The organism is Hwanghaeella sp. 1Z406, from assembly GCF_048892425.1.
GTDB lineage: Bacteria > Pseudomonadota > Alphaproteobacteria > UBA8366 > Aestuariispiraceae > Pacificispira.
In genome coordinates this window covers 397,062-422,401 of record NZ_JBLZHU010000003.1, presented here as the reverse complement: position 1 = coordinate 422,401, position 25,340 = coordinate 397,062, and the positions used below count along the sequence as shown (strand labels likewise).

Here is a 25,340-nt window from a genome sequence, read left to right as displayed (position 1 = left end):
GAGTGTTTAAATGCCATTGAGTGAGCCCGGTTGTGACCGTCGCCAGTATCATACCCGTGATATTCAAGTGAAAGGATTCTTCCGCGCCGACGGGCTGTGGGACATTGAAGGTCATATGCGTGACACCAAGACCTATCCTTTTGTAAATTCCCATCGCGGCACCATCGAACCGGGGGAAGCCGTTCATGACATGCTGCTGCGTATCACCATAGACGATGACATGGTCATCCATGGGGCAGAGGCGGTAACGGTGATGGGTCCTTATTCCCTGTGCGGGGACATCGCACCGGACTATGAGCAGTTGATTGGTCTGCGCGTTGGTGCCGGGTTTCATCGGGAGGTGAAAAAGCGCCTGGGGGGGCGTGCAGGCTGCACGCATCTGTCTGAACTACTCTATCCAATGGCGACTGTCTGTTACCAGACGGTTTATGCCTCCCGAGACGCAGCGCGGCGCGATTTTGGACTGCCAGAGGATCCGCCCTCTTCACAGGGCGACAAGCGCCCCGGGCATATTGATGCCTGCCACGCCATGCGCGCCGACGGCCCCTTGATCAAGGAAATCTGGCCACAATTCTATGAGGGTGAGGCGCGTGCGGATAGGGATGGCATACCACAAGCGGAAAAATAGCAATCAGGCGTTTCCAATAGCCGGTCAATCGCGCGGCTGAAACGCCGGCGGCATGTTTCCGGTCCGGGCCGCGAATACAGCGTATTTTATTGATCCAGACCAGATGTAAGCCAAAAGGAAAACGCGCATAGCAGCGGTCAGACTTAAGGCCTCATTCCACTCGTCAATTTTAGTGCATAAGGCATGAATGGTCAGGCCTTCCTTTTTGGCGACCCTTTCCAGAACCTGCCAAAAAGCGGGTTCCAGGCGGACGCTGGTGCGCCTGTCCCCAATGCGGACATTTCTCGTGCGCAACGCCGAATCCGCGCTGATTAATTGTTTCATGATTAAGAAGCCCCACCCTAATCTAGAAATTTGGTAATAGCACGATTGAAACAGGACGGCAACACACGGTTGCGTTCTTTACAATGGGTGGGGATTTAAGTTTGGCCGTGGCGCTGCTGAGCGAAGCCCTGCGGTATCAGCCTTCGGACGGTGCCTTCAGTCGAAGGGCAAGCGCGTGGATTGGCCCTGCCAGTTCCTCGGCCAGAACAGCGTAAACACTGCGTTGTCTGTCAACACGACCCATTCCTTCGAATGTCTGGGCCGTCATTGTAACAGAGAAGTGAGAAGTGCCCGTGCCAGGAGACCCCGCATGACCGGCATGGCGGTGGGAGTCATTTTCGATGATCAGCTCACTGGGTGCGAACGCCGTTCGCAGTTTCTGCTCCATCATTGTCTCAACCGGATTGGGCATGCATCCTCCAGGGTAAATAGTTATGGGCTATGGGTCGACTTGGGCTTGTCGCACCGTATTCGCAACCCCATAGTGAGGGTCGGATGATTGCAATGCAATATAGGATCAGACATGCGCCGGACACTGTATAAAGACCCCAGAGATCGTGCCACTGGCATGCGGGTCTGCGCGCATCCGGATTGCGTTGAACCTGGCTTGCATCCGGCACCCAAAACCAGGGACCGGCTGCGGGATTACTTCTGGTTCTGTAAGGTTCATGCCCGGGAATATAACGCCGCATGGGATTTTTGTCGTGGCCTGGGTCAGGCCCAGATTGATTCCATGATCCGTCATGATACGGTCTGGGGGCGTCCCACCTGGCCATTGGGCATGCAACAGGCGGCGCGAGCCGGGGCGGATTTCACATTTCATGACCATACCGGCCTGTTCAACGATGGACCGGGAGAGGGGGATCGGTCTGATTCCGCCGGTCGCACCGATCCTCCCAGCGGGTCATCGGGCATTGGAACAGAGGTTTGGGCCATGCGGGCACTAGACCTTTCCCACCCGCTCACCTTGACCGGCTTGAAGGCGCGTTATAAGGAATTGGCCAAGCGTCTGCATCCTGATGTCAATGGCGGCGATGCAGAAGCAGAGGAGCGGTTGAAACGGATCAATCTGGCCTATGCAACGCTTCGCGCTAGTTTGATGCCTAAACTTGACGATTGATGACCATTTCACGGGGCCTATGGCCTTCCTAAAGCAGCCAATTTGACGTAACGACACTGTATGAGAGCCCACACGATATGATGAAAAGCAGCGCCGCCGTCGCGGGAAATGATGAAGCCATGCCCCTCGACGCGCCCGATATAGAAGTTTCTGTTCGCGACGTATTTGGTCTTGATACCGATATGAAAGTGCCGGCATTTTCGGTTCGCACGGAACATGTTCCTGACATCGATCCGGCCTATGTCTTTGATCGGGATACAACAATGGCGATCCTGGCTGGGTTTTCCCATAATCGTCGCGTGATGATTCAGGGATATCACGGGACCGGGAAATCAACCCATATCGAACAGGTCGCGGCGCGCCTGAACTGGCCCTGTATTCGGGTCAATCTGGACAGTCATATCAGCCGGATCGATCTGGTTGGTAAGGACGCGATTGTTCTGCGCGATGGCATGCAGGTTACTGAATTTCGGGAAGGCATTCTGCCATGGGCGTTGCAGAATCCAGTCGCAATCTGTTTTGACGAATATGATGCCGGGCGGCCTGATGTGATGTTCGTGATTCAGCGTGTGCTGGAAATCGAAGGGAAGCTGACCCTGTTGGATCAGTCCAAGGTCATTCGTCCGCATAAATACTTTCGTTTGTTCGCCACCGCCAATACGGTCGGTCTGGGCGACACGTCGGGCCTGTATCACGGGACGCAACAGATCAACCAGGGTCAGATGGACCGTTGGTCCATTGTCACGACCCTGAACTATCTTCCCCATGAAGAAGAGGTGAAGATTGTTCTGGCGAAATGCCCCGACTTCGATACGGACGAAAAGCGCGACCAGATCGCGGCCATGGTGCATTGTGCCGATATGACACGGACTGGCTTTATGGGGGGCGATATCTCTACCGTTATGAGCCCGCGTACCGTGATTACCTGGGCAGAAAATGCTCGGATTTTCTCGGATATCGGTTTCGCCTTCCGGGTCACCTTCCTGAACAAATGTGATGAGACGGAACGCGCGACGATCGCGGAATATTATCAGCGCTGTTTCGGCGAAGAATTGCCGGATTCCAGCGCCGCAATTCAAGTGCACTAAGCCAGGGCAAACGCGATGGCAGGCAATGATCGGGATGGACCGCTGGAGGTGTTTAAACGCGCCAATGCGGCGTGCTTCCGGGCCGTTTCCAAGCGCCCGGAGCTGGAGGTAGTGTATGGGTCTGATCCGGCTCATATGACGGGAGAGCGCGCACGTCTGCCCCTGCCCAGCCGCCAATTGCCGCCGGAAGAAATCGCCCAAGCTCGGGGGGAAGGCGACCAACTGGCCTGTCGCCTGCGCTATCATGATGGCAAGGCTCATTCTGCGCTGCGCCCGACAGGGGAGGTCGCGCCGGTGCTGTTCGATGCGCTGGAAACCGCCCGCGTCGAAGCGATGGGCAGCAAGGACCGCAGCGGCCTGCAGGCCAATCTTGCCGCAGCCCTGGATCAGAAATACCGCCGTATGGGTTTCCATCGCATTGAAGAGCGGACCGAGAGCACAATGCCCGAAGTCGTGCGGCTTTTGGCCCGCGAATATATGACGGGTGAAGCGCCGCCGCCGTCAGCCCAGCGGGTGGTGGATCTGTGGCGTGACCATATTGGCCCGAAGATCGAAGGGTCGCTGGAAACGCTGGCCCCCCTGATGAAAGATCAGCGCGCCTATGCGGAGGCCGCCCGCAAGCTGATTCGGGCAATGGATATCGATATGGGTCGCGAAGATCCCAGCGACAGCTCCGACGACGGTGACAGTCAGGACGATCAGGAAGAAACCGACAACCAGACCCAGGGCCAGAACGAGGATCAGGGGGGCGATGACAATGCCGCCCAGACCGAAGGTGCGTCTGACTCCGCCATGGGGGAGGGCCAGGACGACGATCAGGGGGAAGCCGCTGATGAGGATATGGCGGGCGAGATGATGGAAGCGCCTGGCGCGGAAGAACCCGGCGATTCCGGCAAGCGCTGGCGGCCTGAAAACGATCTGTCCAATGTGCCGAAAGAGAAATTCTATAAAGCCTATGCCGAAAGCTTTGATGAAATCGTCGGTGCCGAGGATCTGTGTGATCCAGAGGAATTGACCCGCCTGCGCACGATGCTGGATCAGCAATTGACCCATTTGCAGGGGATTATCGGCAAGCTGGCAAACCGGTTGCAGCGTCGCCTGATGGCGCAGCAACAGCGGTCCTGGGAATTCGATCTGGAAGAAGGCTTGCTGGATACCGCGCGGATCGACCGTGTGGTGACGAATCCGGCGCATCCGCTGTCTTTCATGCGCGAAAAGGAAATGAATTTCCGCGATACGGTCGTGTCCTTGTTGATTGACAATTCAGGCTCTATGCGCGGGCGCCCCATTTCGATTGCGGCCATGTCGGCGGATATTCTGGCGCGCACGCTGGAACGCTGTGGCGTGCGGGTTGAAATTCTGGGCTTCACCACGCGCGCCTGGAAGGGTGGCCAGTCCCGAGAGCGCTGGTTGGCCGACGGCAAACCTGCCAATCCGGGTCGCCTGAACGATCTGCGCCATATCGTCTACAAGCAGGCGGACATGCCCTATCGCCGGTCCCGCCGCAATTTGGGTCTGATGCTGCGCGAAGGCCTGCTGAAAGAGAATATTGATGGCGAGGCGCTGATATGGGCGCATCAACGGTTGCTGGCGCGGACAGAGGAACGCCGTATCCTGATGGTGATTTCCGATGGTGCGCCGGTCGATGACTCCACCCTGTCGGTCAATCCTGGCAATTATCTGGAACGCCATCTGCGCGATGTGATTGACCAGATCGAAACACGGTCTCCGGTGCAATTGGTTGCAATCGGCATCGGGCATGATGTGACACGCTATTATCGGCGCGCGGTGACCATCATCGATGTGGATCAACTGGGGGGTACGATGATGGAGCAATTGGCGGATCTGTTTGAAGACGAATCGCAATTGCCCAGGGGTCGTCGCAAGGAAGCCAAGCTGGAACCGATCCGGGCCCGGCGGTGATCCATGGTAAATGGAATTTACGCTGCGAGGGTGATTTGCATCCCCCCCTGTCTGTGCTAGGAACCACGGGTATTTGTTGAAATCATTGGGATAGGCGAACCGCACCATGCGGAATTATCTGGATTTTGAGCAGCCAATTGCTGAGTTAGAAGGCAAAATCGAAGAGCTGCGCCACCTGGCGGATGATGGCGAAGTCAATATCGCCGATGAAGTGACGCGCCTTCAGGCCAAGGCCGACAAGCTGTTGCGGCAAAGCTATCAGAAGCTGACCGCCTGGCAGAAGGTTCAGGTCGCCCGTCACCCGGATCGTCCCCATTTCCGCGACTATATCGATGGAATAATTGAAGATTACATCCCGCTGGCCGGGGATCGCGCTTATGCCGACGACAAGGCAATTCAAGGCGGCATTGGTCGCTTCCGGGGGCGCGCCGTTGTAATCTTAGGTCATGAAAAAGGGGCCAATACGACCGATCGTGTTACCCATAATTTCGGCATGGCCCGGCCTGAAGGTTATCGCAAGGCCATTCGGTTGATGGAATTGGCAAACCGTTTCAACTTGCCGGTCATCACATTGGTTGACACACCCGGTGCCTATCCCGGCGTTGGGGCGGAAGAACGCGGCCAGGCCGAGGCCATTGCCCGGTCCATCGAAACCTGTCTGCGTCTGGATACGCCGATTATCTCCGTGGTTATCGGTGAAGGGGGCTCTGGCGGGGCCATTGCCATCGCCGCTGCGGATGCGGTTCTAATGCTGGAACATTCGGTTTATTCGGTGATTTCTCCGGAAGGCTGTGCGGCCATTCTTTGGGATAATTCGGATCAGGCCAGCGCCATGGCGGAAGCCTTAAAGCTGACAGCAGAGGATCTGAAATCCCTGAACTGTATTGACGATATCATCGCGGAACCAATGGGCGGTGCGCATCGCAATGTCCAGCAGACCATGATTTCAGCGGCAGATGCGATAGAGGTGGCTTTGACGAAAGTCGAAGGATTGAGTGCGACAGCCCTGCGCAAGGCGCGGCGCGAAAAATATGTCGCCATGGGGCGCGATGGCCTCGCCTGATCGTTAACCGAAACGGACGAAACGGCATGGTCCGGACTGTTTCCACCGCAGTTTCCTTGATCGTGATCGGGCTTGTATCGGCTTGTCAAACCGGTTCGGACCTTCCCCCTTCTTGCCGCATTGGCGTGCTGACGAATGAAGGGGCGACCTGTCAGGCATTGCGGGACGATCAGGGGACTTTATACACTTTTTACACGGATATGACCGGATATAATCTGGGGGATGAGGTCTGTCTGTGCGGTCCACAGGCCCAGATGTCTTTCTGTGCCCAGGGTACTGTGGTTGACGTTACCTATCTGGGGCGCACCTGCCCGAAATAGAATGGTTCTCACCCCAGGCGTTCCAAAAGATCCAGCAGTTGTTTCTGTTCCGCCGGTGTCAGTGGGGCCAGGGTCTTGGCACTGACTTCCTTGGCGCTGGGGACCAGGGATTTTGCCAGCGTGGCCCCTTCAGGCGTTACGGACAAGACCGTGCGGCGGCGGTCCGTCTGGTCGGGGACCCGGCTGACCAGCCCGCGTTCCTGGAGGCGACGGATCACGCCCTGGACCGTAGCGGGATCCATGGCGGCCAGGCGGCCCAGATGGTTCTGCGACATTGAGCCATCATCATGCAGCCGCATCAGGGCGGCAAACTGCATAGGTGTTAAGGCCTTATCGTCCAGCGTTTCCTGAAAGATGGCGCTGGCACGTTGATGGGCCCGGCGCAGCAAATGGCCGATCTGTTGCTCTACGCGATAGGGTGGCTTTCCCCCCGTCATGGGGCCACGACCTTCTTCGTGTTGGGCCAGTTCACCAACAAAATACCAATCGCAACCGGGACCAACCCGCCGATATCGGTGACTGAGATATGCTCATCCAGAACAACCCAGGCGATCAGCATGGCGATGCCTGGATTGAGGAAATGGAAGGCACTGGCCGCCCCGGCCCCTGCGGCCCGGATTAGGGCAAACCACAGCAGCAAAGCGCCAAAGGTCATGATGATCGCGGTATAGGCCAGGGTCCAGGCCAGGGTCCAACCCCAGACGATCTTTGCCGGATCTTCCATGAAATAAGCGGCTGGCAGCAAAACGACAGAGGCGGACAGGGCCTGTATGGCATTCATCGCCAGTGGGTCGGCATGGGCACCGCGTTTTTTATACAGGACCGTGCCACAGGCCAGGCAGATCATTCCAACAGTCGCAATTCCCAGACCAAAGGGGTCGTCGATCTGAATATCGCCCCCCAGGCGGTTCCACAGAATGAACCACGCCCCAAAGGTACCCAGCGCCAGCCCCAGAACCTTAAGCGGCGTTAAGGGTTCTTTCAGCACGGGCCAGGCCAGGGCTGCGGTGACCAGCGGCATCAGGCTGGCGATCAGGGCCACCATGCTGGAGGAGACGGACTGAAAGGCAATGAAGGCGAGCCCCAGATAGGCCCCGTTGTTTAATACCCCCAGCCAGATGGCCGTCCATCGATCCTGGCTGTTGCTGGGCAGATTGCGCCGCAGGATCAGCAATACAATCCACATCACGACAAATGCCAGGGCAAAGCGGATGGTCAGGAAATACAGCGGTGGCGCGGCGGTAATAGCGAATTTCCCAACCGTGAAGGCGGAGCTCCAAAGCGTGCAGAATGCCAGACCCAGCAAATAGACTTTCCAACCGATTTTCATAACTTATGACCGTTTCAACCGCATGCGCCAGACCCCTTTGAAATCATCGGGATTGACGGGTTCTCCCCGGCGCAGAATCTCTATGCGACCGGCCCGGGCCAGATGGATCGCCTGTTCTTTCACGGCGCGCTGATAGCGTTTGTAAAGGTCGCGCCCGTCACTTGGTTTGCGGCGGATTTCCGCATATGCGCGCGCAACATCATCGGGTGCAGCGCTTTTATCCTGGGGCAGGGTCGCCAGATGGTCCAACAGCACGACTGCCACGGGATCCAGCGGGGCAGGTGTCTTTGGGGCTTCTGGGGCGTCATTCGTATCATCACTCACGGGAGTGCGTCCTTTTCAATTGGATAGGCCAGGCGATAGGTACCGCCCGCCATGACCGGATCGACGGCGCGCGCATCGCGTGTCGCCCGAAGCATCCGTTTGTTCACGAGAATCTGGGCGGCTTCATCAATCATGCCCTTGTCACTGTCAGTGGGCTCTCTATAGCCCCCGCGCTGTATATTCAAGCGCGCATACAGGAAAGCGGCATCCACCGCCCCATTACCATCAATAAAGGTCAGGATCTGACGCTGAACCTGTTCTGTCGTTGGCCGGGCACGCCCGGTCACCAGTCGCCCCAGTATTTCGGAGAGTCTCATCCCAACCCCATGGCGCTTTTTCCGCATCGCTTCCATTCGACTATGGACGGGCGCTTCGGCCTTGTCCATATTAGCAAAATGACACAAACCGTCTTAACACTTGTGATCGCAACGGCATTCTTTGTGGCCAGTCATTTTATACTGGCCAGCCTGTCAGTGCGTGCATTTACCATTCAGAAAATAGGGGAAAACGGGCATCGCGCTGTGTTCTCCCTGATTTCTGCAGGTGCTATTACCTGGATGCTGATTGCCTATGGTGATGCACGATACGACACGACCCTGTTGTGGGTCTCGCCGCCGATCCTGTCGATGATCCCTGTGCTGGTTATGCCCCTGGTGACGATCCTGCTGGTGTGTTCGCTGACGACGCGAAATCCAACCGCAGTGGGGGGAGAGAAAGTGGCCACGGATCCAAAGCCGCTGTCAGGTATCATGACGGTGACGCGCCACCCCATGATGGTGGGATTTGCCCTATGGGCGATATCTCATCTGATCGCGAATGGGGATCTGGCGTCTGTCATTCTGTTTGGCGGCCTTCTGATCCTGAGTGTCGGGGGTATGTTTCATATCGATTACCGCCGCAGTGTCACTTTGGGGTCGGATTGGGGGCCAATCGCCCTGACCACCAGCATTACGCCCTTCCTTGCGGTCATTCAGGGTCGAACGAAACTGGATTGGGCAGGGATTGGCCTGTGGCGGGTGGTGGCCGGGCTGGCGCTTTATGCCGCGTTGATTTTCGGCCATCCCTGGTTCGCGGGCGTTCCGGTCATGATGCACTGATCTGCCATCACAGATCTGATTACTGCAGCGTTACCGGCTCAATTTCCAGATGTTCTGCGGCGAACAGAGCGGCGGCTTCGGTTTCAGCCGTAGCCAACTGGCTGCCATCGGCACCGCGCAATTCAAACTGGATGCCTTCATCGGTTTCGATCTGTCGGATATACCCGACATGACCTTCACCCAGCCCCGCCAATTGCGCGACGGTCAGGCTTTTCAGGTCTTCGATTTGAAGGTCACGATCTTCCATTTTATGCATCCTCTACATCTAACGTTTTCGGAGTTTGGCGCGCGGATTTGCTGCTGCCCTTGTTAATCACAATATTCTGCACCCGTGTTTCCGGTTTCGGGCGGCGTAAATCAATGTCCAACAAACCGTTGCTTAACGTGGCACCTTCGATCTCAATTCCTTCTGCCAGAACAAAGCGGCGCTGAAACTGGCGTGCCGCAATGCCGCGATGCAGAAAAATCCGATCAGTCTCTGCTGTATCCGCCATCTGGCGACCAACCACAACAAGCTGATCATCTTCCCGCTGAATTGTCAGGTCATCTTCTGAGAAACCTGCAACAGCCAAGGTAATGCGCAAACAGTCTTCGTCCAGTTGTTCTATGTTATAGGGGGGATAGCCGTCCGAAGACATTTTGGCAACCCGATCAAGGGTGCGTTCAATTTCATCAAAGCCCAGCAAAAGGGGGCTGTTAAAAAGCGTCATGCGCGCCATGGGGCGATCTCCTTATCAAAATCAAGCGAGTGCCATTCTCCGCGCCTGGACCCTGATAGAGGCATCCACCCGCGTTCTTCTTATTTTGTGCCATTGGCGGCAAAATTCAAGCGCGCCGGTATTTCCCCATCGTTAAGAGACGGGCATACTGTGCTGGAACGCCGTATCCCATTTGACTTTTCGTAAGGTTTTGCCCTGATGTCCGCCGATTCCAATGACAGCCCAAAGCATCTCTATCTCGTTGATGGGTCAGGGTATATTTTCCGTGCCTTCTTCGCGCTGCCGCCAATGAACCGTGCAGATGGGACGCCCACCAATGCGGTGTTTGGCGTCACCAGCATGCTGTTGAATCTGATTGAACAGACGGATGCGGATTATGTCGCGGTGATCTTTGATGCCAAGCGGATCAACTTCCGCAATGACATTTATCCGGATTATAAGGGGCATCGTCCTGATGCACCGGAAGAACTGATCCCGCAATTTCCGCTTATTCACGAAGCGGTCGCCGCGCTCAGCCTGCCCGCCATCCAGATGGAAGGCTATGAGGCAGATGATCTGATCGCGACCTATGCCGAACAGGCCAAGGCGCTAGGCGCGATTGTGACCGTGGTTTCGTCGGATAAGGATTTGATGCAATTGGTCGATGACAAGGTTTCCATGTGGGACCCGATGAAGAATATCGACATCAAATTCGATCAGGTGATGGAGAAATTCGGCGTCGGCCCGGACCGCGTTGTGGATGTTCAGGCGCTGGCCGGGGATTCGTCTGATAATGTGCCGGGCGTGCCGGGCATTGGCATTAAGACCGCAGCGCAATTGATCAATGATTATGGCGATCTGGATACGCTGCTGGAGCGCGCGTCTGAGATCAAACAGCCCAAACGACGGGAAAGCTTGATTGAATTTGCGGATCAGGCCCGAATATCGCGCCAATTGGTAACCCTGGTGCGCGATGTTGACGTGCCGGTCCCGCTGACCGAATTGAAACGATCGGTCATGGATAAAGACCGGCTGATGACCTTCCTGCAGGACAACAATTTCAAGCGCCTGATTGCGCGCGTCGGCGATGGCAGTGAAAAGGGCGGCGCACAGGAACAGGCCGCAGCCGCGCCAACCCCGACCGAAGCCACCTATGAATTGGTGCAGGATGTGGCGGTGCTGAAAGACTGGATCGCCGCTGCCAGCAAAAAGGGAACGGTGGCCGTCGATACGGAAACCACCAGCGTCAATCAGATGCGCGCCAAGATCGTTGGTGTCTCTCTGGCGATAGAAGCAGGCAAAGCGTGCTATATCCCGCTATCGCATGTCGCGCCGGGCCAGGGGGGGGATATCTTTGACCAGGGTGGCGAGGCCCCTAAGCAAATTCCAAAGAAAGAAGCCCTGGATCTGCTAAAGCCGCTGCTGGAAGACCCAGGCGTGCTGAAGATCGGTCAGAACATCAAATACGATGCGGTCATTTTCGCTCAGGAGGGAATTTCCGTCGGCCCAATTGACGATACGATGCTGATCAGTTTCGTCCTGGAAGGCGGCATGCACGGCCACGGCATGGATGAATTGTCCGAACTGCATCTGGATCACAGCACGATTTCCTTCTCTGACGTGGCAGGTAAGGGCAAATCCCAGGTCACCTTTGACCAGGTGCCGCTGGACAAGGCCTGCGACTATGCGGCCGAAGATGCCGACATCACCCTGCGCCTTTGGCAGAAGCTGAAACCGCAATTGCTAACGGAAAAGCTGACCACGGTCTATGAGACGATAGAACGCCCGCTGGTCCCGATCCTGGCGGAGATGGAACGGACCGGCATTAAGGTCGATCCAACCGTTCTGCGCGCGATGTCCAAGGATTTCGCCCATCGCCTTGCAGATTTGGAGGTGGCGATCCACAAGGATGCGGGGCGGGAATTCAATGTCGGCTCCCCCAAGCAATTGGGCGAAGTGCTGTTTGACGAAATGGGCCTGCAAGGCGGCAAGAAAACCAAGACCGGGGCCTATTCCACCAATTCAGAAGTCCTGGAACCGCTGCGTGACGCCCACCCCATTGTTGCAAGGCTGTTGGACTGGCGCATGCTGTCCAAGCTGAAAAGCACCTATACCGATGCGCTGGTCGAAGACATCCATCCGGAGACCGGGCGGGTTCATACATCCTATATGATGACCGGCGCGCAGACCGGGCGGTTGAGTTCGACCGATCCGAACCTGCAGAACATCCCGATCCGCATGGAAGAAGGCCGCAAAATCCGCCAGGCCTTTGTGGCTCCCCAGGGCTCCACCCTGATCTCTTTGGATTATTCCCAAATCGAATTGCGGCTGGTCGCCCATGTCGCCAAAATCGAGCCGCTGATTCAGGCCTTTCTGGACGGTCAGGATATTCATGCGGCCACCGCGTCGGAGGTCTTTAACGTGCCCATGGCCGATATGACGCCCGATATTCGCCGCAAGGCAAAGGCGATCAATTTCGGCATCATCTATGGCATCTCCGCCTTTGGCCTGGCCAATCAGATCGGCGTGTCCCGCGGGGAGGCGCAGGACTTCATCACCCGCTATTTCCAGAAATTCCCCGGCATTCAGCATTACATGGATGAAACGGTTGAGTATTGTCGCAAGCATGGCCGGGTGGAGACCCTGTTCGGGCGGCGCATCCACATCCCGACCATCCTGGACAAGAACCCGATGCGCAAAAACTATGCGGAACGCCAATCCATCAACGCCCCGATCCAGGGAACGGCGGCAGACATCATCAAACGCGCCATGATCCGCATCCCCAAGGCCCTGGCCGATGCAGGCCTGACCGAAGACGCAAAAATGCTGCTACAGGTCCACGATGAATTGGTCTTCGAAGCCAAACAGGGCCGCGAAGACGCCGTTATCAAATGCGTCAAAGACACAATGCAAAACGCCGCCAACCCCTTGCTGGAACTAAGCGTCCCGCTGGTGGTGGAAGCAGGAACGGGTGCAAACTGGGCGGAAGCGCATTGAGAAAATTTATATTCAGGGTGGTATTGATTTCTTAATTCAACTTTTTTATGGACGCAGGCCCCTCAAGTGCTTATGTTCTCCTCGGAGGCTTTGTCGGGAACGGCATTGCCTTTTTTTATTCTAATTGCCGATCATTCAAAGCCCGCAAGTCATTGATAACTTTAAAACCATAAACATTATAACCTCGGTCCGTGATATGGGTGAATCTTAGCTTCAGAATCTCTTCAGCAAAGGATGTCAATTCTGGGCGACCTGGATAATCCATGTTCTTTAATCGGCCCCCCCAACTGATGACATAGGCGATAAGGTCCGCCATTTGGACCAATGTTGTTAAATCGCTGTGCACAAAAAAAGGTTCCGGAATAATGAGGCGGGAGCGCGTTGAGGGTGAGGCGACAGCATATTTTATAGAAGACTATATACTTTGCTTTCCACATGTAAGAATCGAGTATTTTGAATTACATTACAAATTTGGGAACCTATGTCGGCGCATTTGAAAGAATACTTAGATTATTATCAAACTCTCATAGCCCCTGGTTACGCAGTGCTGGTAACTGGCGCCTGGGGAGTTGGTAAGACTTATCAAGTCCAGAAAGCAATTAGAAAAGAAGACTATTGGTATGTCAGCCTTTATGGGCTTCCAACAGTTAATGATATACATGCGGCTGTTATTGCTGAAGCGCATCCTAGATACACAAGAGGACAAGGAATCGCATCCCAACTTGGCGAACTGGTGAAGTCATTTTGGGGGCCTGCTGCTGCAGCTTCTCGAATATCATCTCTCCTCACACCGATATTAAGGCGAAGTCTTAAACCAAGTAAAGTTCTTGTATTTGATGACCTAGAGCGCTCAAACATACCATTAAAGGAGCTCTTGGGGGTTATAAATGTTTATTTGGAACACCATGGTTTTCGCGTAATCGTGATTGCCAATGATGGAAAGATCAAAGATGATTTGACACTCCAAAAGGAAAAACTCTTTGGACAATCCATAAAAGTAAATCCAGAGCTTTATGAAGCGTATGCGCACTTTTCAAAACGTCTAAGTTGTCCAGACCAACGAAAGTTTATTTCTATACACAGGGACCTGATTTGCACAATTTTCCAAGAGTCCCAGGAGCAAAGTCTCCGTATATTGAATCATGTAATTGAAGATATTGGCCGTCTTTTTGATGCACTTGACGTTAATTTGCATAAATACAAAGATCCATTAAAAAGGTTGGTCGCAGCGCATTGTGTTTTGAATGTACATATAAGGGCAGGGACAATAGGAGAAGTAGATTTACTTAATAGATATGAATATTGGTTCAGTTATTCGCAAAATCTTAGAAATCAGAGAAGCTCAGATATTGAAAAGCCCGAAATTGTAAAAATAAGGGAAATGCACCAAAGTGTAGAATTCATGTTCCCGGCATTAGAAGATTCTATATTGGTTGATATGTTGATAAAGGGAAAATATTCCCAGGAAGAGATTAGGGAGGCGTTGAGACGTAATGCTGCCTTCCAAGACATAGAAAGCACTCCTGCATGGAAAATTGTATGGACATTTTTTTCTCGTAGTGATGAAGATCTGAAGAGAGCAATAGATAAAATGAATCAGCAGGTTTTTTATCGGGAAATTGTTGAACCAGGTGAGATATTGCATGTATTTGCGTTATATTTATTTATGGCAAAGGAAAAATGGGCTATCAGAAGTTATGATGACGTAGTGAATGAAGGGGTAAAGTATATTGATGGACTTTGTGATGCTGAAAAACTGAAGCCTACTCATCCAAGATACAAATGGCGTGATGTACGTGAAGAGTATGATGGGTATGGCTTTATGATTAATGAAGAAACGAAACCATACTTCCAAGTAATAAAGGAGCACCTAGACTCTTGTCAGGATGATGTTCAAAAGAACGCCTTGGAAACGAAAGCAATGGAGCTTCTGAACCTTATGTATACATCTCCTGAAGAGTTTTTGTCTAAAGTATACAGTGAGTTCTCCGATAATTATCAATATTCTGGTTTCCCCCTGCTTTCCCTTATCGCACCAAAAACTTTTGTGGATGCGTGGCTAAATACTGAATATCGTTTCTGGAGATCAATCTCTTCTTCAGTAGAATTACAGCTTGGTCGTTCGGAAAATTATAACAATATCAAAGTTCGTGATTGGGCAATTGCGGTCCTTCACGAAATGCGCAATCAACAACAGCTTGAAAATGGTCCTCGTGCGACGCGAATAACTGGTGCAATTCCTGAACTACCAGAAAATATAGAAAGGGAAGTGCAAGCCCAAACGGCTTAACATGTTATTGAGCAGTTTTAGGGTCGAATAACAATAAGCTAACCTTTAATGGTTTTAAGTTTTTTAAAATGGACGAGTAATATTTTTATAGGAGTGTTTCGGATGAATACTGCTATCGTCGCCATCCCCAAACCCGCCCTGATCCTCGGTCTTCTGGGCCTGATTCCCTTTTATGCACCGGCGGTTACGCTGTGGAGCGGGGATCCGATGTTGGCCGGGGGGGCGTTGTCGCTGCAATTTGGGTATGCGGCGGTGATTCTGTCGTTTTTGGGGGGCGTGCATTGGGGACGGGCCCTGGCGGGGGATCGGTATGGGCCGACGGGACCGCGGCTGCTGTGGTCGGTTGTGCCGTCGCTGCTGGGCTGGGTTCTGCTGTTGACGCCCGATATGATGGTTATTCTGATCGGCTTCGTGATTGCCTTCGCGCTGGCCTTTTTGGTCGATATCAAGGCGGTGAAGGCGGGCATGTTTCCCGTCTGGTATGGCACATTGCGCAAGATTCTGACCATCGGAGTGCTGGCAGCCCTGCTGTTGACCCTGGCGGCGAGTTTCTCAGCGGTTCCGGTTGGGGCATAGGACCCCATGGCGACCTGGCTGGAAGTGGCGCTGAACGGGCCCTGGACGCGGGCCAAACAACCCTTGATGCCGATCACGGTGGAAGAAGTCGTCGCCGAAGGGCTGGCCTGTATCGATGCGGGCGCAGCGATCATCCATGTCCATGCCTATGATCCTGACAGTGGACGCCAGGACGATGATTGGCAGACCTATGCCCGGATCATCGAGGGCATTCGCGCGAAAAGTGACGCGATGGTCTATCCCACCATTCCCTTCCCAGGCGGTTTGGGTGATCCCAATGGGATGAGCGCGGTTCAGCGCTTCTCCCATGCGGAGGAACTGGCCAAGCGGGGCCTACTGGAATGCGGTGTGGTCGATCCAGGCTCCACCCAGATTGCAGGTTTTGAAGAGATTGCGGACGGGGAAACGGGGTTTCTGTACGCCAATCCCGGCGACCATATCCAGCAGGGGCTGCGGCTGGCGGCCCAGTATAAATTCCACCCCGGCTATGCGATATACGAGCCTGGCTTTACCCGCCTGGGGGCGGCGCTGCATAAGGCGACGCCCGGCTGTCCAGTGCCGATCTATCGCTTCATGTTTTCGGATGGGTTCGCCTTTGGCTTTCCGCCACAGGGTTGGGCGCTACAGGCACATTGTAAGCTTTTGGATCACGTCGCCCCTCAGGCCCCCTGGATGATCGCAGGCTTGCGCGTTGATATCACATCCCTGATTGCCCCTGCGGTGCGGGCGGGTGGGCATGTGCGGGTCGGGCTGGAAGACGCCCCCTGGCAGTCACAGATCAGCAATCTGGATCTGACCCGACAAGCGATCAAAGAAATTGAGGCAGCGGGCGGTACACCGGCAAGTCCGGCACAGGTTCGATCAGTCCTGAACCGCGCGTGATTTCTTCGTCAATTGCTGTTCCCGCCGGGCAATGTAGATGGCGCTGCTGGCGATGATCGCGGCACCAATCCAGGTGATGTAATCCGACACCTGACCAAAGGCGAAATAGCCGACAATTGCGACGAAGGGCAGCCTGGCATAGTCAAAAGGGATAACGATGGAGGCATCGGCGGCGGCAAAGGCCTTGGTCATCAGGATATGACTGATCGCGCCCGTAACCCCCATACCAATGCCCAATAGCCACAATTCTGGGGTCATGGGCATCCAGACCGTCAGGGCGGGTATCAATGTCCCGACTGTCAGGCATACATTGGTCCAGAACACAATCCGCTCCGGTGGTTCCGTGCGGGTCAAAAGCTTGATCAACAGGGCAGACATCGCCATGCCCCCCGCGGCGGCCAGGGCCCAGAACGTGCCGGCTTCAAGCGGAACCATACCCGGTCGCAGGATTACCAGAACGCCGAAAAACCCGATTGCGACAGCGGTCCACCGCCGCAAACGCACGGTTTCGCGCAGGATCACGGCACTGCCAATCGTCGCGAAAAGCGGGGCCGCAAAACTGATCGCTGTGACCTCGGCCAGCGGCAGCATGGTCAGTGCGGTCATCCAGACGATGACCCCGACACAGGCGGTTGCGCCCCGAAACAGCATCAGAAAAGGTCGTTGCGGTATCAGATAGGCGAAGCCATTCTTGCGGATGGGCTGTATCAGAAAGGGCAGCATTGCGCCTGCTGCAAAGACGCTGCGCAGAAAGGATATCTGCAAGGCATCCATGCCCATCAGGTTCGTTTGTTTCACCAGCCCATTCAAACAGGCAAAAAGTGCTGCCGCCAATGTCATCAACAGGGCGGCCATCAAGGGGCGTCCGGGCCCTGAATCCAGGCGCACGGGAACGGCGGCGACCTTTGCCGCGACCTGATCAATCTCCGATACCGGAGGACTCATGGGGATGCCTCAGCTCACACTCTTATTGTTGGGGCGCAGTGTGCACTTGTCGTGGGGTGCCTACAAACCCCCTGAACGTTTCATACTGTCCATCGGGGGAAAAGGTGTTGTGCCCGTCCTTCGATTTTTGCGGATGCGAGCATAGAATACGGACGTATTGAGAATGAGTTCCTGCGGGCGCAGGATGCTTGGTTTACTAATGCGCTCCTGCGGCCGCAGGATGCTGACGTGTTTATTTTGCGCTCCTGGCGGCAGGATGCGCTAGCGCCCACCGCTGACCGGCAGGATCACGCCCGTTGTATAGCGGGAGTCATTAGACAGCAGCCACAGGATCGCTTCGGCCACTTCTTCCGCGGTGCCGCCCCGCCCCATGGGGACCATGGATTGCAGCCGTTCCACCCGGTCGGGGGCACCGGCTGTGGCATGAATGTCGGTATCGATCAGGCCCGGTGCGACGGCATTCACGCGGATTCCTTCCTGGGCGACTTCTTTTGCCAAACCAATGGTCAGGGAATTTGTTGCGCCCTTGCTGGCAGCGTAATGCACGAATTCGTTGGGGGATCCCAGCCAGGCAGCGGCGGAAGAGACGATGACGATGTTGCCACCCTTCCCCCCGCTTTTCGACGACATCCGTTTGACCGATTCCCGCGCACACAGCATCGCACCGACGATATTCAGGTTCATAACAGCCTGGATATCCTCAACGGACATATCGACCACGCGCTTGATCCTGCCTGTAATTCCAGCGTTGATCACCACCTGATCCAACCGGCCAAAGCGCCCATCAGCAGCAGTGAAAAGGGCCAGAACCCCGTCTTCCGTCGCCATATCCGCTTTGATAGCCAAGGCCTGCACGCCCGCCGCCTCAATCTCTGCAGAGACAGTGGCAGCGGCGGCATCATTCGCGGTGTAGGAAAAGGCGACATCATAGCCCCGTGCCGCCAGCATCCGGCAACACGCCGCCCCAATCCCGCGCGATCCTCCAGTGACGATGGCGACAGGATTGGTCATGGCGGCGGTCTCCTTTTAAGAGAAGGCGGCTTCCATCTCTTTCCGGAAGCGCAAAGTTGGGTCTTGTTCGTCCAGGACCACATCGTCCCAGGTCAGGACCTGGTCGGTGGCGACGGAACGTTTCAATGTGATCCCATGGGCAAGGCCGATCGGCAAGGCCCCTTTTGCGCGGGATGTGGCCGCAGGCATCAATTTGCCATAGACGGTATAACCGCCTTCGCCATCCAATTGGTCGCCCTGTTTCAGCGGCTTCTTGGCGGTGGCAACGGCATCGCCTGCCCAGGCGCGCGGCGCGCCGGTGGCTTCCTGACGCAGGGCGGCGCTGGCAACGGATATTCCCAGTTCCAGCCCGATCAGGTGATAGGGCTTGTACATCGTGGAATAGCGCCCGGTTGGATCCGTCAACAGGCCGTATTCGGAAAAACAGCGGGCGACATAATCGCTGGGCGCTTCGAAGGTGACATAGACACCCCAGCGCAAGTCCCGGAAGACCGGGCGGCCATCCCGTTCCACGCTGGACACCACTTCCACCGTACCCTTGCGGCTCAGGACGCCGCCTGTCTCTCTGGGTGACAGGATGCGCGGCAGGTCGTCCACACCACAAGGCGGAAAGGCCAGACCATCATCTTGTGGAACCAGATCACAGGCGTTGGAAACGGCGGCCATTTCAATCGCGGATTTGGTGCCATCCAGGAAGCTGTTGAACATTTGCGGATTCATACCCCCGGCCTTGGCCTGTTCTGGCGTCAATCCGTAATGGGTCCAGACATCATTGGGCGTGACATGGTGATAGGCGGGTAGATATTTCGTGCCCTTCCCGGCACAGACGATATCCATGCCAACAGTCCGGCCCCAATCGACCATTTCGGCAATCAGGGCGGGTTGGTCACCATAGGCCAGACTGTAGACCAGACCAGCCTGTTCCGCTTTTTTCGCCAGTAATGGACCGGCCAGAACATCGGCCTCCACATTCACCATGACCAGATGGCGACCGTTTTCGATGCCTTTCAGGGCATGGCGAATGCCTGCTGCCGGGTTGCCGGTGGCGTCGATCAGGACTTCCAGGCCATCCGCCTCGATCAAGGCATCGGCATCTTCGGTGATCCAGGTCTTCTTCTGGGCCAGGGCGGTGGCAGCATCGGGGGCGTCATAACGCTCTTTTGGCCAGCCAACGCGATCCAGGGTTGCCCGGGCACGATCGGCGCTTAAGTCCGCAATACCCAGAACGTGATAGCCCGGATGGTGCCCGCATTGGCTAAGGAACATCGCGCCGAATTTACCGGCACCGATGATGCCAACGCGAACGGGGTTACCCTCCGCCGCGCGGCGACGGAGTTTTGCATCAAGGTTCATACCAAATTACTCCGCCGCCTGGGCTGTTCGAGAGGCCTGATGGGCTGCGACCAGATCGTCCAGGCAATTGTCTTCCAAGGGCGTGATCGGCGTGAAATCGCGATGGGCGATCCATTCCTTGCGCTTGAACTGGCGGATATGATTGGAAACCGCACACAGGCTCAAATAGACGATGGTGCGGTCAAACGGGCTGATATTGGCCGGGCTGGCATGAACCAGATTGCCATGGAACATCACCACAGACCCTGCCGGGCCGACCGGGGCCTCACAGCCGCCTTCTTTTGCCAGACGTGACACTGTTTCACGGTCCAGAGTCCACAGCGGGTAAGAGGTGGTTTCCAGGTCATGCCCGGCTTCCAGCACACCGGCCTCATGGCTTTCCGGAATGAACAGCAGCGGCCCATTGGCGGGTGTCACGTCTTCCAGGAACAGGGCGATGTTGAAGGCGCGGGGTTCGGGCATATCGTCGTCACGCTGCCAGGTACCGTAATCCTGATGCCATTGCCAGACATCGCCGTCAAAGGCGGCTTTGGCGTTGATCTTGTATTGATGCATATAGACCTGTTCTTCCAGGATCTGCATCACAGGGTCCAGCAGACGCGGATGGGCGCCCAGACGACGGTGCGCCTCGTTATAGGTATGGGCGGCAAAGGCTGTGCGCGCGACACCAGAAGATTCGCGCCAGACCTCTTCCCGGTCGGTCGCGTAAATGGCTTTCGCCTCGTCCAAAAGAAGGGCTGCTTCTTCGCGGGAGAACAGTTCAGGCAGGAAGACGAAGCCTTTCGTCTTGAAATCGGCCAGGGCCGCTTCGCTCAATTTCATGATACTCTCCTTTTCCTCCAATGAACCCGTCCAATCTTGTCTGTCGGTGGGGTCAGTTTCTTTCAATCATCCACCCGATCAGCTGATCTGCGGCGTCTCGGGCATGGTTTACGGCACGGGTTTCCGCCAATGCGGCATCCCCCTGTCGAATGGCGTCGGCAATGCCGGCATGTTCTTCCCAGACCGAAGCCCGGGCGGTGCGATGTTCCAGGACTGCGCGCATGACGCGGCGAATTTGACGCCACACAGCAGCAGAAGCCTCTGGCAGCATGGGATTTCCAGATAATTCATAGATCGCTTGATGAAAGGCGATATCGGCCTGAACCAGGGCGGTCGTGTCTTCCGCTTTCAGGGCCAGATAGCCCGCCTTCATTTCCTCGATCAGGGCATGGCGGCGCACGGTGTCCGACTGTCCCGCCGCTAGCCGTGCCGCCAGTCCATCAAAGGCGGCGCGCAGGTCATAGACATGGCGGGTGGTTTGCGCATCGACGGCGGTCACCTGAAAGCCGCGTTTCCCAGCCGGTTCGATCAGCCCATCGCGTTTCAACATCGACAAGGCCTGAATGATCGGCTGCCGGGACACGTTCAGTTCTTCCGCCAACCATTCCTGGCGCAACGGGGTGCCGGGTGCCAGATCGCCAGAGCAAACGGCCTCAACCAGGCGCGCATGCACCTGATCCACCAAACTCATCCGTTCCGCCACCGGTTCCATTCCAGACACAATGATTTCCTTACCAGGGTATTCTTTTGAATTACTGTATTCTGTATACAGAATGAAATGCATGCAACAAAATTCGATGCTGCACTGCGGTCGGAAGGGAAATGCGACGGCATCTTGTAATTCCGGCAGAATCTCAATAGATATTCCGCTGATGAAAGAGGGGCATGCCGTTCGACGAAGCGGCTTGGACGCTGTGCGTCCCGTTCCCCCGCAAGTAAGGTTGATCGATCTGATGTTTAGCGCGTTTGGCAAAGCCATGGAGCAATTGCCCGACCCTCGTTTTTTGCGGGTGGTTGTGATGGGAATTGTCGGGGCAATCTTGACGATGATCCTGTTGTGGTCCGCTGTAGGCTGGGCCTTGCAACAGGTCAATTGGACCCAGCTTTGGCTGATCGGGGGCGCGATTGAATCATTGGGCAATGCTGCGGATGAAATTGGCTGGATTTCTTTTGCGTTGGGCGCGGGGGGGCTGACCTGGCTGTTGTTTCCGGTCACGGCGGTTTCCGTGATCAGTATTTTTCTGGACAGCGTGTGCGAAGCAGTGGAGGCCAAACATTACCCGCAACGCACCAATGCGCGCAGCCAGCCGATCCTGGAAGCAGTCTATGGCGCGCTAAAGTTTCTGGGTATCACGGTTCTTTTGAACCTGATCGCCTTGCCGGTCTATCTGATCTTATTGGTCGTCTTTGGATCGGGGGCGTTTCTGTTTCTGTTCGTGAACGGATATCTGGTGGGGCGCGAGTTTTTTGAACTGGTGGCCGCCCGGCGTATGCCCGTCGGACCGGCTCAGCGATTGCGCAAGGCTTATGCTACGAAATTCATTGTTTTCGGCATCCTGTCGGTCCTGTTGATGTCTATCCCGATTGTTAATTTGATTGCGCCGGTCCTGGTCGCCGCTGCTGCAGTCCATCTGTATGAATCCCTGCCCAGAAAGGCAGAGTTTGAAGCCATGTCCGGTGATGCATAAGAAATACTCCGCACGGTCGTAAAGGAATACCGTAAATGATTACCCGCCTTCCCATTGCCGTTGCCGCCTTGCTGGCCGTGTCGGCCCTGGCCTTAAGCCCTGGCTGTCAGGTGTTTGAAAATTCCATCACCACGGCGAACGCCCCGGCTTCGCCGACCGCCCAGATCGCGATTCCTGCCGTACCACCGGCAGCAACGGGGGATACCGGTGGCAGCATCGCTGTGGCCCCTGTCGCAGCCGTTGAGCGGGTCAATGATGATCCCATGCAGTTCATGGGGCTGAATGGTGATTTGCTGGATGGTCAATTGGGGCATCCGGATTTGGTGCGTCGCGATGGCCCGGCAGAGGTTCGCCAGTTTCAGGGCGGGGCCTGCACCTTGGATCTGTTTTTGTACCCTCAGAATGGCACAATGGCGGTCAAGCATGTTGAATTGCGCGGCGCCAGCCTGGATAATCTGGCCAGACGAACCTGTCTTGCCGAAATGATCCGCGCCAGAACCATCGCCGGATAGATTTACCCAGCGATGGTCTTGTAGGGGTGTCAATCAGGACTGGCTGGCGGCTTTCTGGATGGAAGCTTCTAAAGTCTCGGATTCTGTGCAGCCGGCCGGACACAGCATTTTCAATTTGTCCAACTGTGCCTTGGCAGAGGGCATATCGCCCTGCATCAGATACCATTCTCCCAGATATTCATGGGCGCCTTTGTGGTTGGGATTGATGGTCAGGGCGCGTTCATAGGCATCCCAGGCATTACCGCTGTCACCAATGTTCCGATAGCTAAAGCCCAGCATGTTCCAGGCATCGGCATTCTTGGGGTCATCGGCGACAACCTTTTTCAGAACCTCGATCGCCTCGCTGTACTGACCATCCATGGCCTTCTTATAGCCCATATCATAGGTCATTTCACCGTCGTTCGAGGAGGAATTGCCAAAGCCCATGGCCAGGGCAGATACTGGCAGAAAAAGCGCGATCAGCGCGATTGCCAAGAAATGTCGCATTAAGAATCTCCTAATTCACCTATCGGTGGATGACATCATCCACCGGTCCGTCCCGCCCACAGACTATACGCTCACATGTGGTAGGGCGATCAGATTTCAAACAATTCGTCTAATATCTCAATCAATTTGCCGTTATGAATCAGGTGTATCGGTGTCCAGGGCCAGGTCCCCCTGGCCGTCGCGGATGGCCGTCAGGCGACGGGACATGAATTCGAATACATCCAGATAGGTTCCCCCCTTTGGCTTTCGCAGGCATTCCAGGGTGGGATACCAGGCACTATGGGTCGGGTGCCATCCAAACCGCCAATCCCCGCCTTCCGGCAGCACCACCCAGCAGGGGCGTGCCAGGGCGCCGGCCAGATGCGCAATGGCAGTATTGGCGGTGATGATCAGGGCGCATTCCTGCATCACAACGGCTGTATCGATAAAAGCCCCGTCGCCCTCATCCATTTCTTCGCTGGGATCATAGATCGGGAAGGGGACGGCATCGATTTCCCGCCGACCTTCGCCCTTTTGCAGGCTGATCAATCGAATGCCGGGAACCTGCGCCAGGGGGGCGAAATCCGCCAGGGGAATGCTGCGGCGCTGGGTGTCAAACAAGGGTTCCCCGCCATGCCAGGCAATGCCAATCTTTGGTCCCGGTCCCAGACGCTCCCGCCAGGCGGCGAACAGGCTGGGATCCGGACGCAGATAGGGGACCTCATCGGGGATTGAATCGGCATCGATTTTCATCAATCTGGGCAGGGACAGCAGCGGTGCCCAGCAATCCGCCTGAGGCAGGGGATCGCCCTGGGCTATGACGTCCGATACCCGATGGCTGGCCCGCAGAATGGGAACCAGTGCCGGCGGGGCCTCTACAATCACACGACCGCCGGTGATCAATCCGGCCAATCGAAAGAATTGCAGGCATTCACTCATCCCCTGTTCACAGCGTACCAGCAATTTGCGCCCCGCCAGAGGATCGCCGGTCCAGGGGGGCAATCCGGGGTTAAGATTTGGCAATGCACCGGTTTTCCAGCGCCAATCATATTCTCGAAAACCTTTGGCGATTTTTCCGTCACACAGTAGGGTAATGGCATGCTGAACATGAGCCTGGGCCACTTCCGGTCTGGATAAGGCACAGTCAATCGCCCGGTCCAAGCTGCGCAATGATCCGGCGGTATCGCCTTCCTGGCGTTGGATCTGGCCCAACAGCGTCAGCGCCGGCGCGAAGGGCGTGCGCGCGGCAGCAGCAGCCTCCAATGCGGCCCTGGCCAGCATCTTCTCCCCTTGGCGGGCCTGCAATGTCGCCAACAGGGTCAGCGGCACGGCATCGCCGGGCATCAAGGCAATGGCGTTCTCTGTGATTTCAATCGCTTCGTCGATCCGATTCCAATCTGCCAGGGTCTCTGCCAGGGCGATCATGATCTCCGGCGCGTCGGGATGGCGTTCCAACGCCGTGCGCAAAACCGCTTCTGCCTCCGCCACCCGTCCCAGGCGGCGCAAGGTCACGCCCAATTGATGCAGGGCGGGGCGATAATCCGGTTGCGCCAACAAAACAGCCCGGAACGCGACAACAGAATCCTCCAAACGCCGCCGATCCGAAGACGTCGTGGCAGAAGAAAACAATTTCAGCAGCGCCGAATTGGTCAAGGCGGAGTCAGTCATCGCTCAGACAGGTCTCACACAAGGTTGTTTCCTAGTGTTAGAACAGACTCGCCGATAGGAGAAGAGTGTTGAAATAGATAACATCTATCTCGGTACTGATTTCTATAACTGCAAACAGCGCCAAACTACAAAGCTAAAGGCAGGTTACTGAGTGTGGCACGAGTTACAGCAATAGTAACACCCATTAGATTGTCGATATGTTTGTTTGGCTTTTGC

Annotated in this window: 29 protein-coding genes; 13 read left to right on the top strand and 16 right to left on the bottom strand. The window is 55.7% G+C overall.

From position 1 onward, the window contains the following. Positions 1–10: 10 nt before the first annotated feature. The gene (locus tag ACOSDR_RS09380; protein WP_420723468.1) at positions 11–628 is read left to right on the top strand and encodes a DUF2889 domain-containing protein; all 618 of its coding nucleotides are present in this window, start codon (positions 11–13) and stop codon (positions 626–628) included. A gap of 24 nt (positions 629–652) precedes the next feature. Here ACOSDR_RS09380 and ACOSDR_RS09375 read toward each other — a convergent pair whose 3' ends face one another. Together ACOSDR_RS09375 and ACOSDR_RS09370 are read right to left on the bottom strand one after the other, a co-directional pair. Continuing rightward, complete coding sequence (locus ACOSDR_RS09375; protein WP_420723469.1) at positions 653–952, bottom strand: ribbon-helix-helix domain-containing protein; 300 nt, start codon at positions 950–952, stop codon at positions 653–655. A gap of 136 nt (positions 953–1,088) precedes the next feature. Then, positions 1,089–1,364, bottom strand: a complete 276-nt coding sequence (locus ACOSDR_RS09370; RefSeq protein WP_420723470.1) for a BolA family protein — start codon at positions 1,362–1,364, stop codon at positions 1,089–1,091. A 111-nt stretch (positions 1,365–1,475) separates the two neighbouring features. Between ACOSDR_RS09370 and ACOSDR_RS09365 the strand changes: the two genes are divergently transcribed. The 5 genes from ACOSDR_RS09365 (at position 1,476) to ACOSDR_RS09345 (ending at position 6,466) form a co-directional block, all read left to right on the top strand. Continuing rightward, entirely contained in the window at positions 1,476–2,072 is a 597-nt protein-coding gene (locus ACOSDR_RS09365) for a J domain-containing protein (protein WP_420723471.1), read from the top strand. 80 nt (positions 2,073–2,152) lie between these two features. Continuing rightward, positions 2,153–3,160, top strand: coding sequence for a cobaltochelatase subunit CobS (gene cobS / locus ACOSDR_RS09360; RefSeq protein ID WP_420723640.1), 1,008 nt, complete (start codon positions 2,153–2,155; stop codon positions 3,158–3,160). Positions 3,161–3,175: 15 nt separating this feature from the next. Continuing rightward, positions 3,176–5,083: a cobaltochelatase subunit CobT gene (cobT, locus tag ACOSDR_RS09355; protein ID WP_420723472.1), complete on the top strand. Its 1,908-nt coding sequence runs from the start codon at positions 3,176–3,178 to the stop codon at positions 5,081–5,083. 106 nt (positions 5,084–5,189) lie between these two features. Continuing rightward, a complete protein-coding gene (locus ACOSDR_RS09350; protein WP_420731056.1) occupies positions 5,190–6,146 on the top strand; it encodes an acetyl-CoA carboxylase carboxyltransferase subunit alpha in 957 nt (318 codons plus the stop codon). Between the two features lie 26 nt (positions 6,147–6,172). Beyond that, entirely contained in the window at positions 6,173–6,466 is a 294-nt protein-coding gene (locus ACOSDR_RS09345) for a hypothetical protein (protein ID WP_420731055.1), read from the top strand. A gap of 8 nt (positions 6,467–6,474) precedes the next feature. Here ACOSDR_RS09345 and ACOSDR_RS09340 read toward each other — a convergent pair whose 3' ends face one another. From ACOSDR_RS09340 to ACOSDR_RS09325, 4 genes are read right to left on the bottom strand one after another with little or no spacing between them, the layout of a single operon-like run. Continuing rightward, the gene (locus ACOSDR_RS09340; RefSeq protein WP_420731053.1) at positions 6,475–6,903 is read right to left on the bottom strand and encodes a MarR family winged helix-turn-helix transcriptional regulator; all 429 of its coding nucleotides are present in this window, start codon (positions 6,901–6,903) and stop codon (positions 6,475–6,477) included. Continuing rightward, positions 6,900–7,796: a DMT family transporter gene (locus ACOSDR_RS09335; protein ID WP_420731052.1), complete on the bottom strand. Its 897-nt coding sequence runs from the start codon at positions 7,794–7,796 to the stop codon at positions 6,900–6,902. Before ACOSDR_RS09335 ends, ACOSDR_RS09340 begins: the two co-directional genes overlap by 4 nt. A gap of 3 nt (positions 7,797–7,799) precedes the next feature. Then, positions 7,800–8,120: a DUF3253 domain-containing protein gene (locus ACOSDR_RS09330; protein WP_420723477.1), complete on the bottom strand. Its 321-nt coding sequence runs from the start codon at positions 8,118–8,120 to the stop codon at positions 7,800–7,802. Further along, a complete protein-coding gene (locus tag ACOSDR_RS09325; protein WP_420731051.1) occupies positions 8,117–8,437 on the bottom strand; it encodes a hypothetical protein in 321 nt (106 codons plus the stop codon). Before ACOSDR_RS09325 ends, ACOSDR_RS09330 begins: the two co-directional genes overlap by 4 nt. A 78-nt stretch (positions 8,438–8,515) precedes the next feature. On the opposite strand from ACOSDR_RS09325, the gene ACOSDR_RS09320 reads away from it, so the two are divergent. Further along, complete coding sequence (locus tag ACOSDR_RS09320; RefSeq protein WP_420731050.1) at positions 8,516–9,217, top strand: NnrU family protein; 702 nt, start codon at positions 8,516–8,518, stop codon at positions 9,215–9,217. Positions 9,218–9,236: 19 nt separating this feature from the next. On the opposite strand, the gene ACOSDR_RS09315 is transcribed toward ACOSDR_RS09320, so the two are convergent. Further along, positions 9,237–9,464: a hypothetical protein gene (locus tag ACOSDR_RS09315; protein WP_420723480.1), complete on the bottom strand. Its 228-nt coding sequence runs from the start codon at positions 9,462–9,464 to the stop codon at positions 9,237–9,239. Between the two features lies 1 nt (position 9,465). After that, positions 9,466–9,936 (bottom strand): Hsp20 family protein, encoded by a 471-nt coding sequence (locus ACOSDR_RS09310; protein WP_420723481.1) that lies wholly within the window; start codon positions 9,934–9,936, stop codon positions 9,466–9,468. Positions 9,937–10,134: 198 nt separating this feature from the next. Here ACOSDR_RS09310 and polA point away from each other — a divergent pair, with 198 nt between their 5' ends. Further along, complete coding sequence (gene polA / locus ACOSDR_RS09305) at positions 10,135–12,912, top strand: DNA polymerase I (protein ID WP_420731049.1); 2,778 nt, start codon at positions 10,135–10,137, stop codon at positions 12,910–12,912. 115 nt (positions 12,913–13,027) lie between these two features. Here the strand turns inward: polA and ACOSDR_RS09300 are convergent, their stop codons facing one another. Then, positions 13,028–13,276, bottom strand: a complete 249-nt coding sequence (locus tag ACOSDR_RS09300) for a DUF3800 domain-containing protein (RefSeq protein ID WP_420731066.1) — start codon at positions 13,274–13,276, stop codon at positions 13,028–13,030. Positions 13,277–13,393: 117 nt separating this feature from the next. On the opposite strand from ACOSDR_RS09300, the gene ACOSDR_RS09295 reads away from it, so the two are divergent. The 3 genes from ACOSDR_RS09295 to ACOSDR_RS09285 all read left to right on the top strand — a co-directional run bounded on the left by ACOSDR_RS09295 (position 13,394) and on the right by ACOSDR_RS09285 (position 16,660). Next, positions 13,394–15,202, top strand: coding sequence for a P-loop NTPase fold protein (locus tag ACOSDR_RS09295; RefSeq protein ID WP_420731048.1), 1,809 nt, complete (start codon positions 13,394–13,396; stop codon positions 15,200–15,202). A gap of 102 nt (positions 15,203–15,304) precedes the next feature. Beyond that, entirely contained in the window at positions 15,305–15,778 is a 474-nt protein-coding gene (locus ACOSDR_RS09290; protein ID WP_420731047.1) for a DUF3429 domain-containing protein, read from the top strand. Positions 15,779–15,784: 6 nt separating this feature from the next. After that, positions 15,785–16,660 carry a 3-keto-5-aminohexanoate cleavage protein gene (locus tag ACOSDR_RS09285; RefSeq protein WP_420731046.1) on the top strand — a complete coding sequence of 292 codons (876 nt, stop codon included), beginning with the start codon at positions 15,785–15,787 and terminating at the stop codon, positions 16,658–16,660. Here ACOSDR_RS09285 and ACOSDR_RS09280 read toward each other — a convergent pair. From ACOSDR_RS09280 to ACOSDR_RS09260, 5 genes are all read right to left on the bottom strand, one after another. Beyond that, positions 16,640–17,605 (bottom strand): DMT family transporter, encoded by a 966-nt coding sequence (locus tag ACOSDR_RS09280; protein WP_420723486.1) that lies wholly within the window; start codon positions 17,603–17,605, stop codon positions 16,640–16,642. The genes ACOSDR_RS09285 and ACOSDR_RS09280 overlap by 21 nt on opposite strands. 261 nt (positions 17,606–17,866) lie before the next feature. Further along, entirely contained in the window at positions 17,867–18,616 is a 750-nt protein-coding gene (locus tag ACOSDR_RS09275) for an SDR family oxidoreductase (RefSeq protein WP_420731045.1), read from the bottom strand. Positions 18,617–18,631: 15 nt separating this feature from the next. Further along, on the bottom strand, positions 18,632–19,969 hold the full coding sequence (locus ACOSDR_RS09270; RefSeq protein ID WP_420731044.1) for an NAD(P)H-dependent oxidoreductase: 1,338 nt from the start codon (positions 19,967–19,969) through the stop codon (positions 18,632–18,634). Between the two features lie 6 nt (positions 19,970–19,975). After that, positions 19,976–20,791 (bottom strand): phytanoyl-CoA dioxygenase family protein, encoded by an 816-nt coding sequence (locus tag ACOSDR_RS09265; protein ID WP_420723489.1) that lies wholly within the window; start codon positions 20,789–20,791, stop codon positions 19,976–19,978. Positions 20,792–20,843: 52 nt separating this feature from the next. After that, on the bottom strand, positions 20,844–21,503 hold the full coding sequence (locus ACOSDR_RS09260) for a GntR family transcriptional regulator (RefSeq protein ID WP_420731065.1): 660 nt from the start codon (positions 21,501–21,503) through the stop codon (positions 20,844–20,846). Between the two features lie 160 nt (positions 21,504–21,663). Between ACOSDR_RS09260 and ACOSDR_RS09255 the strand changes: the two genes are divergently transcribed. Together ACOSDR_RS09255 and ACOSDR_RS09250 are read left to right on the top strand one after the other, a co-directional pair. After that, entirely contained in the window at positions 21,664–22,479 is an 816-nt protein-coding gene (locus ACOSDR_RS09255) for an EI24 domain-containing protein (RefSeq protein WP_420731043.1), read from the top strand. A gap of 35 nt (positions 22,480–22,514) precedes the next feature. Then, positions 22,515–22,991 carry a hypothetical protein gene (locus tag ACOSDR_RS09250; protein ID WP_420723491.1) on the top strand — a complete coding sequence of 159 codons (477 nt, stop codon included), beginning with the start codon at positions 22,515–22,517 and terminating at the stop codon, positions 22,989–22,991. Positions 22,992–23,024: 33 nt separating this feature from the next. On the opposite strand, the gene ACOSDR_RS09245 is transcribed toward ACOSDR_RS09250, so the two are convergent. Both ACOSDR_RS09245 and ACOSDR_RS09240 read right to left on the bottom strand, forming a co-directional pair. Then, on the bottom strand, positions 23,025–23,477 hold the full coding sequence (locus ACOSDR_RS09245; RefSeq protein WP_420731042.1) for a tetratricopeptide repeat protein: 453 nt from the start codon (positions 23,475–23,477) through the stop codon (positions 23,025–23,027). Positions 23,478–23,609: 132 nt separating this feature from the next. Continuing rightward, positions 23,610–25,124, bottom strand: a complete 1,515-nt coding sequence (locus ACOSDR_RS09240) for a tetratricopeptide repeat protein (protein ID WP_420723493.1) — start codon at positions 25,122–25,124, stop codon at positions 23,610–23,612. Between the last annotated feature and the right edge of the window lie 216 nt (positions 25,125–25,340).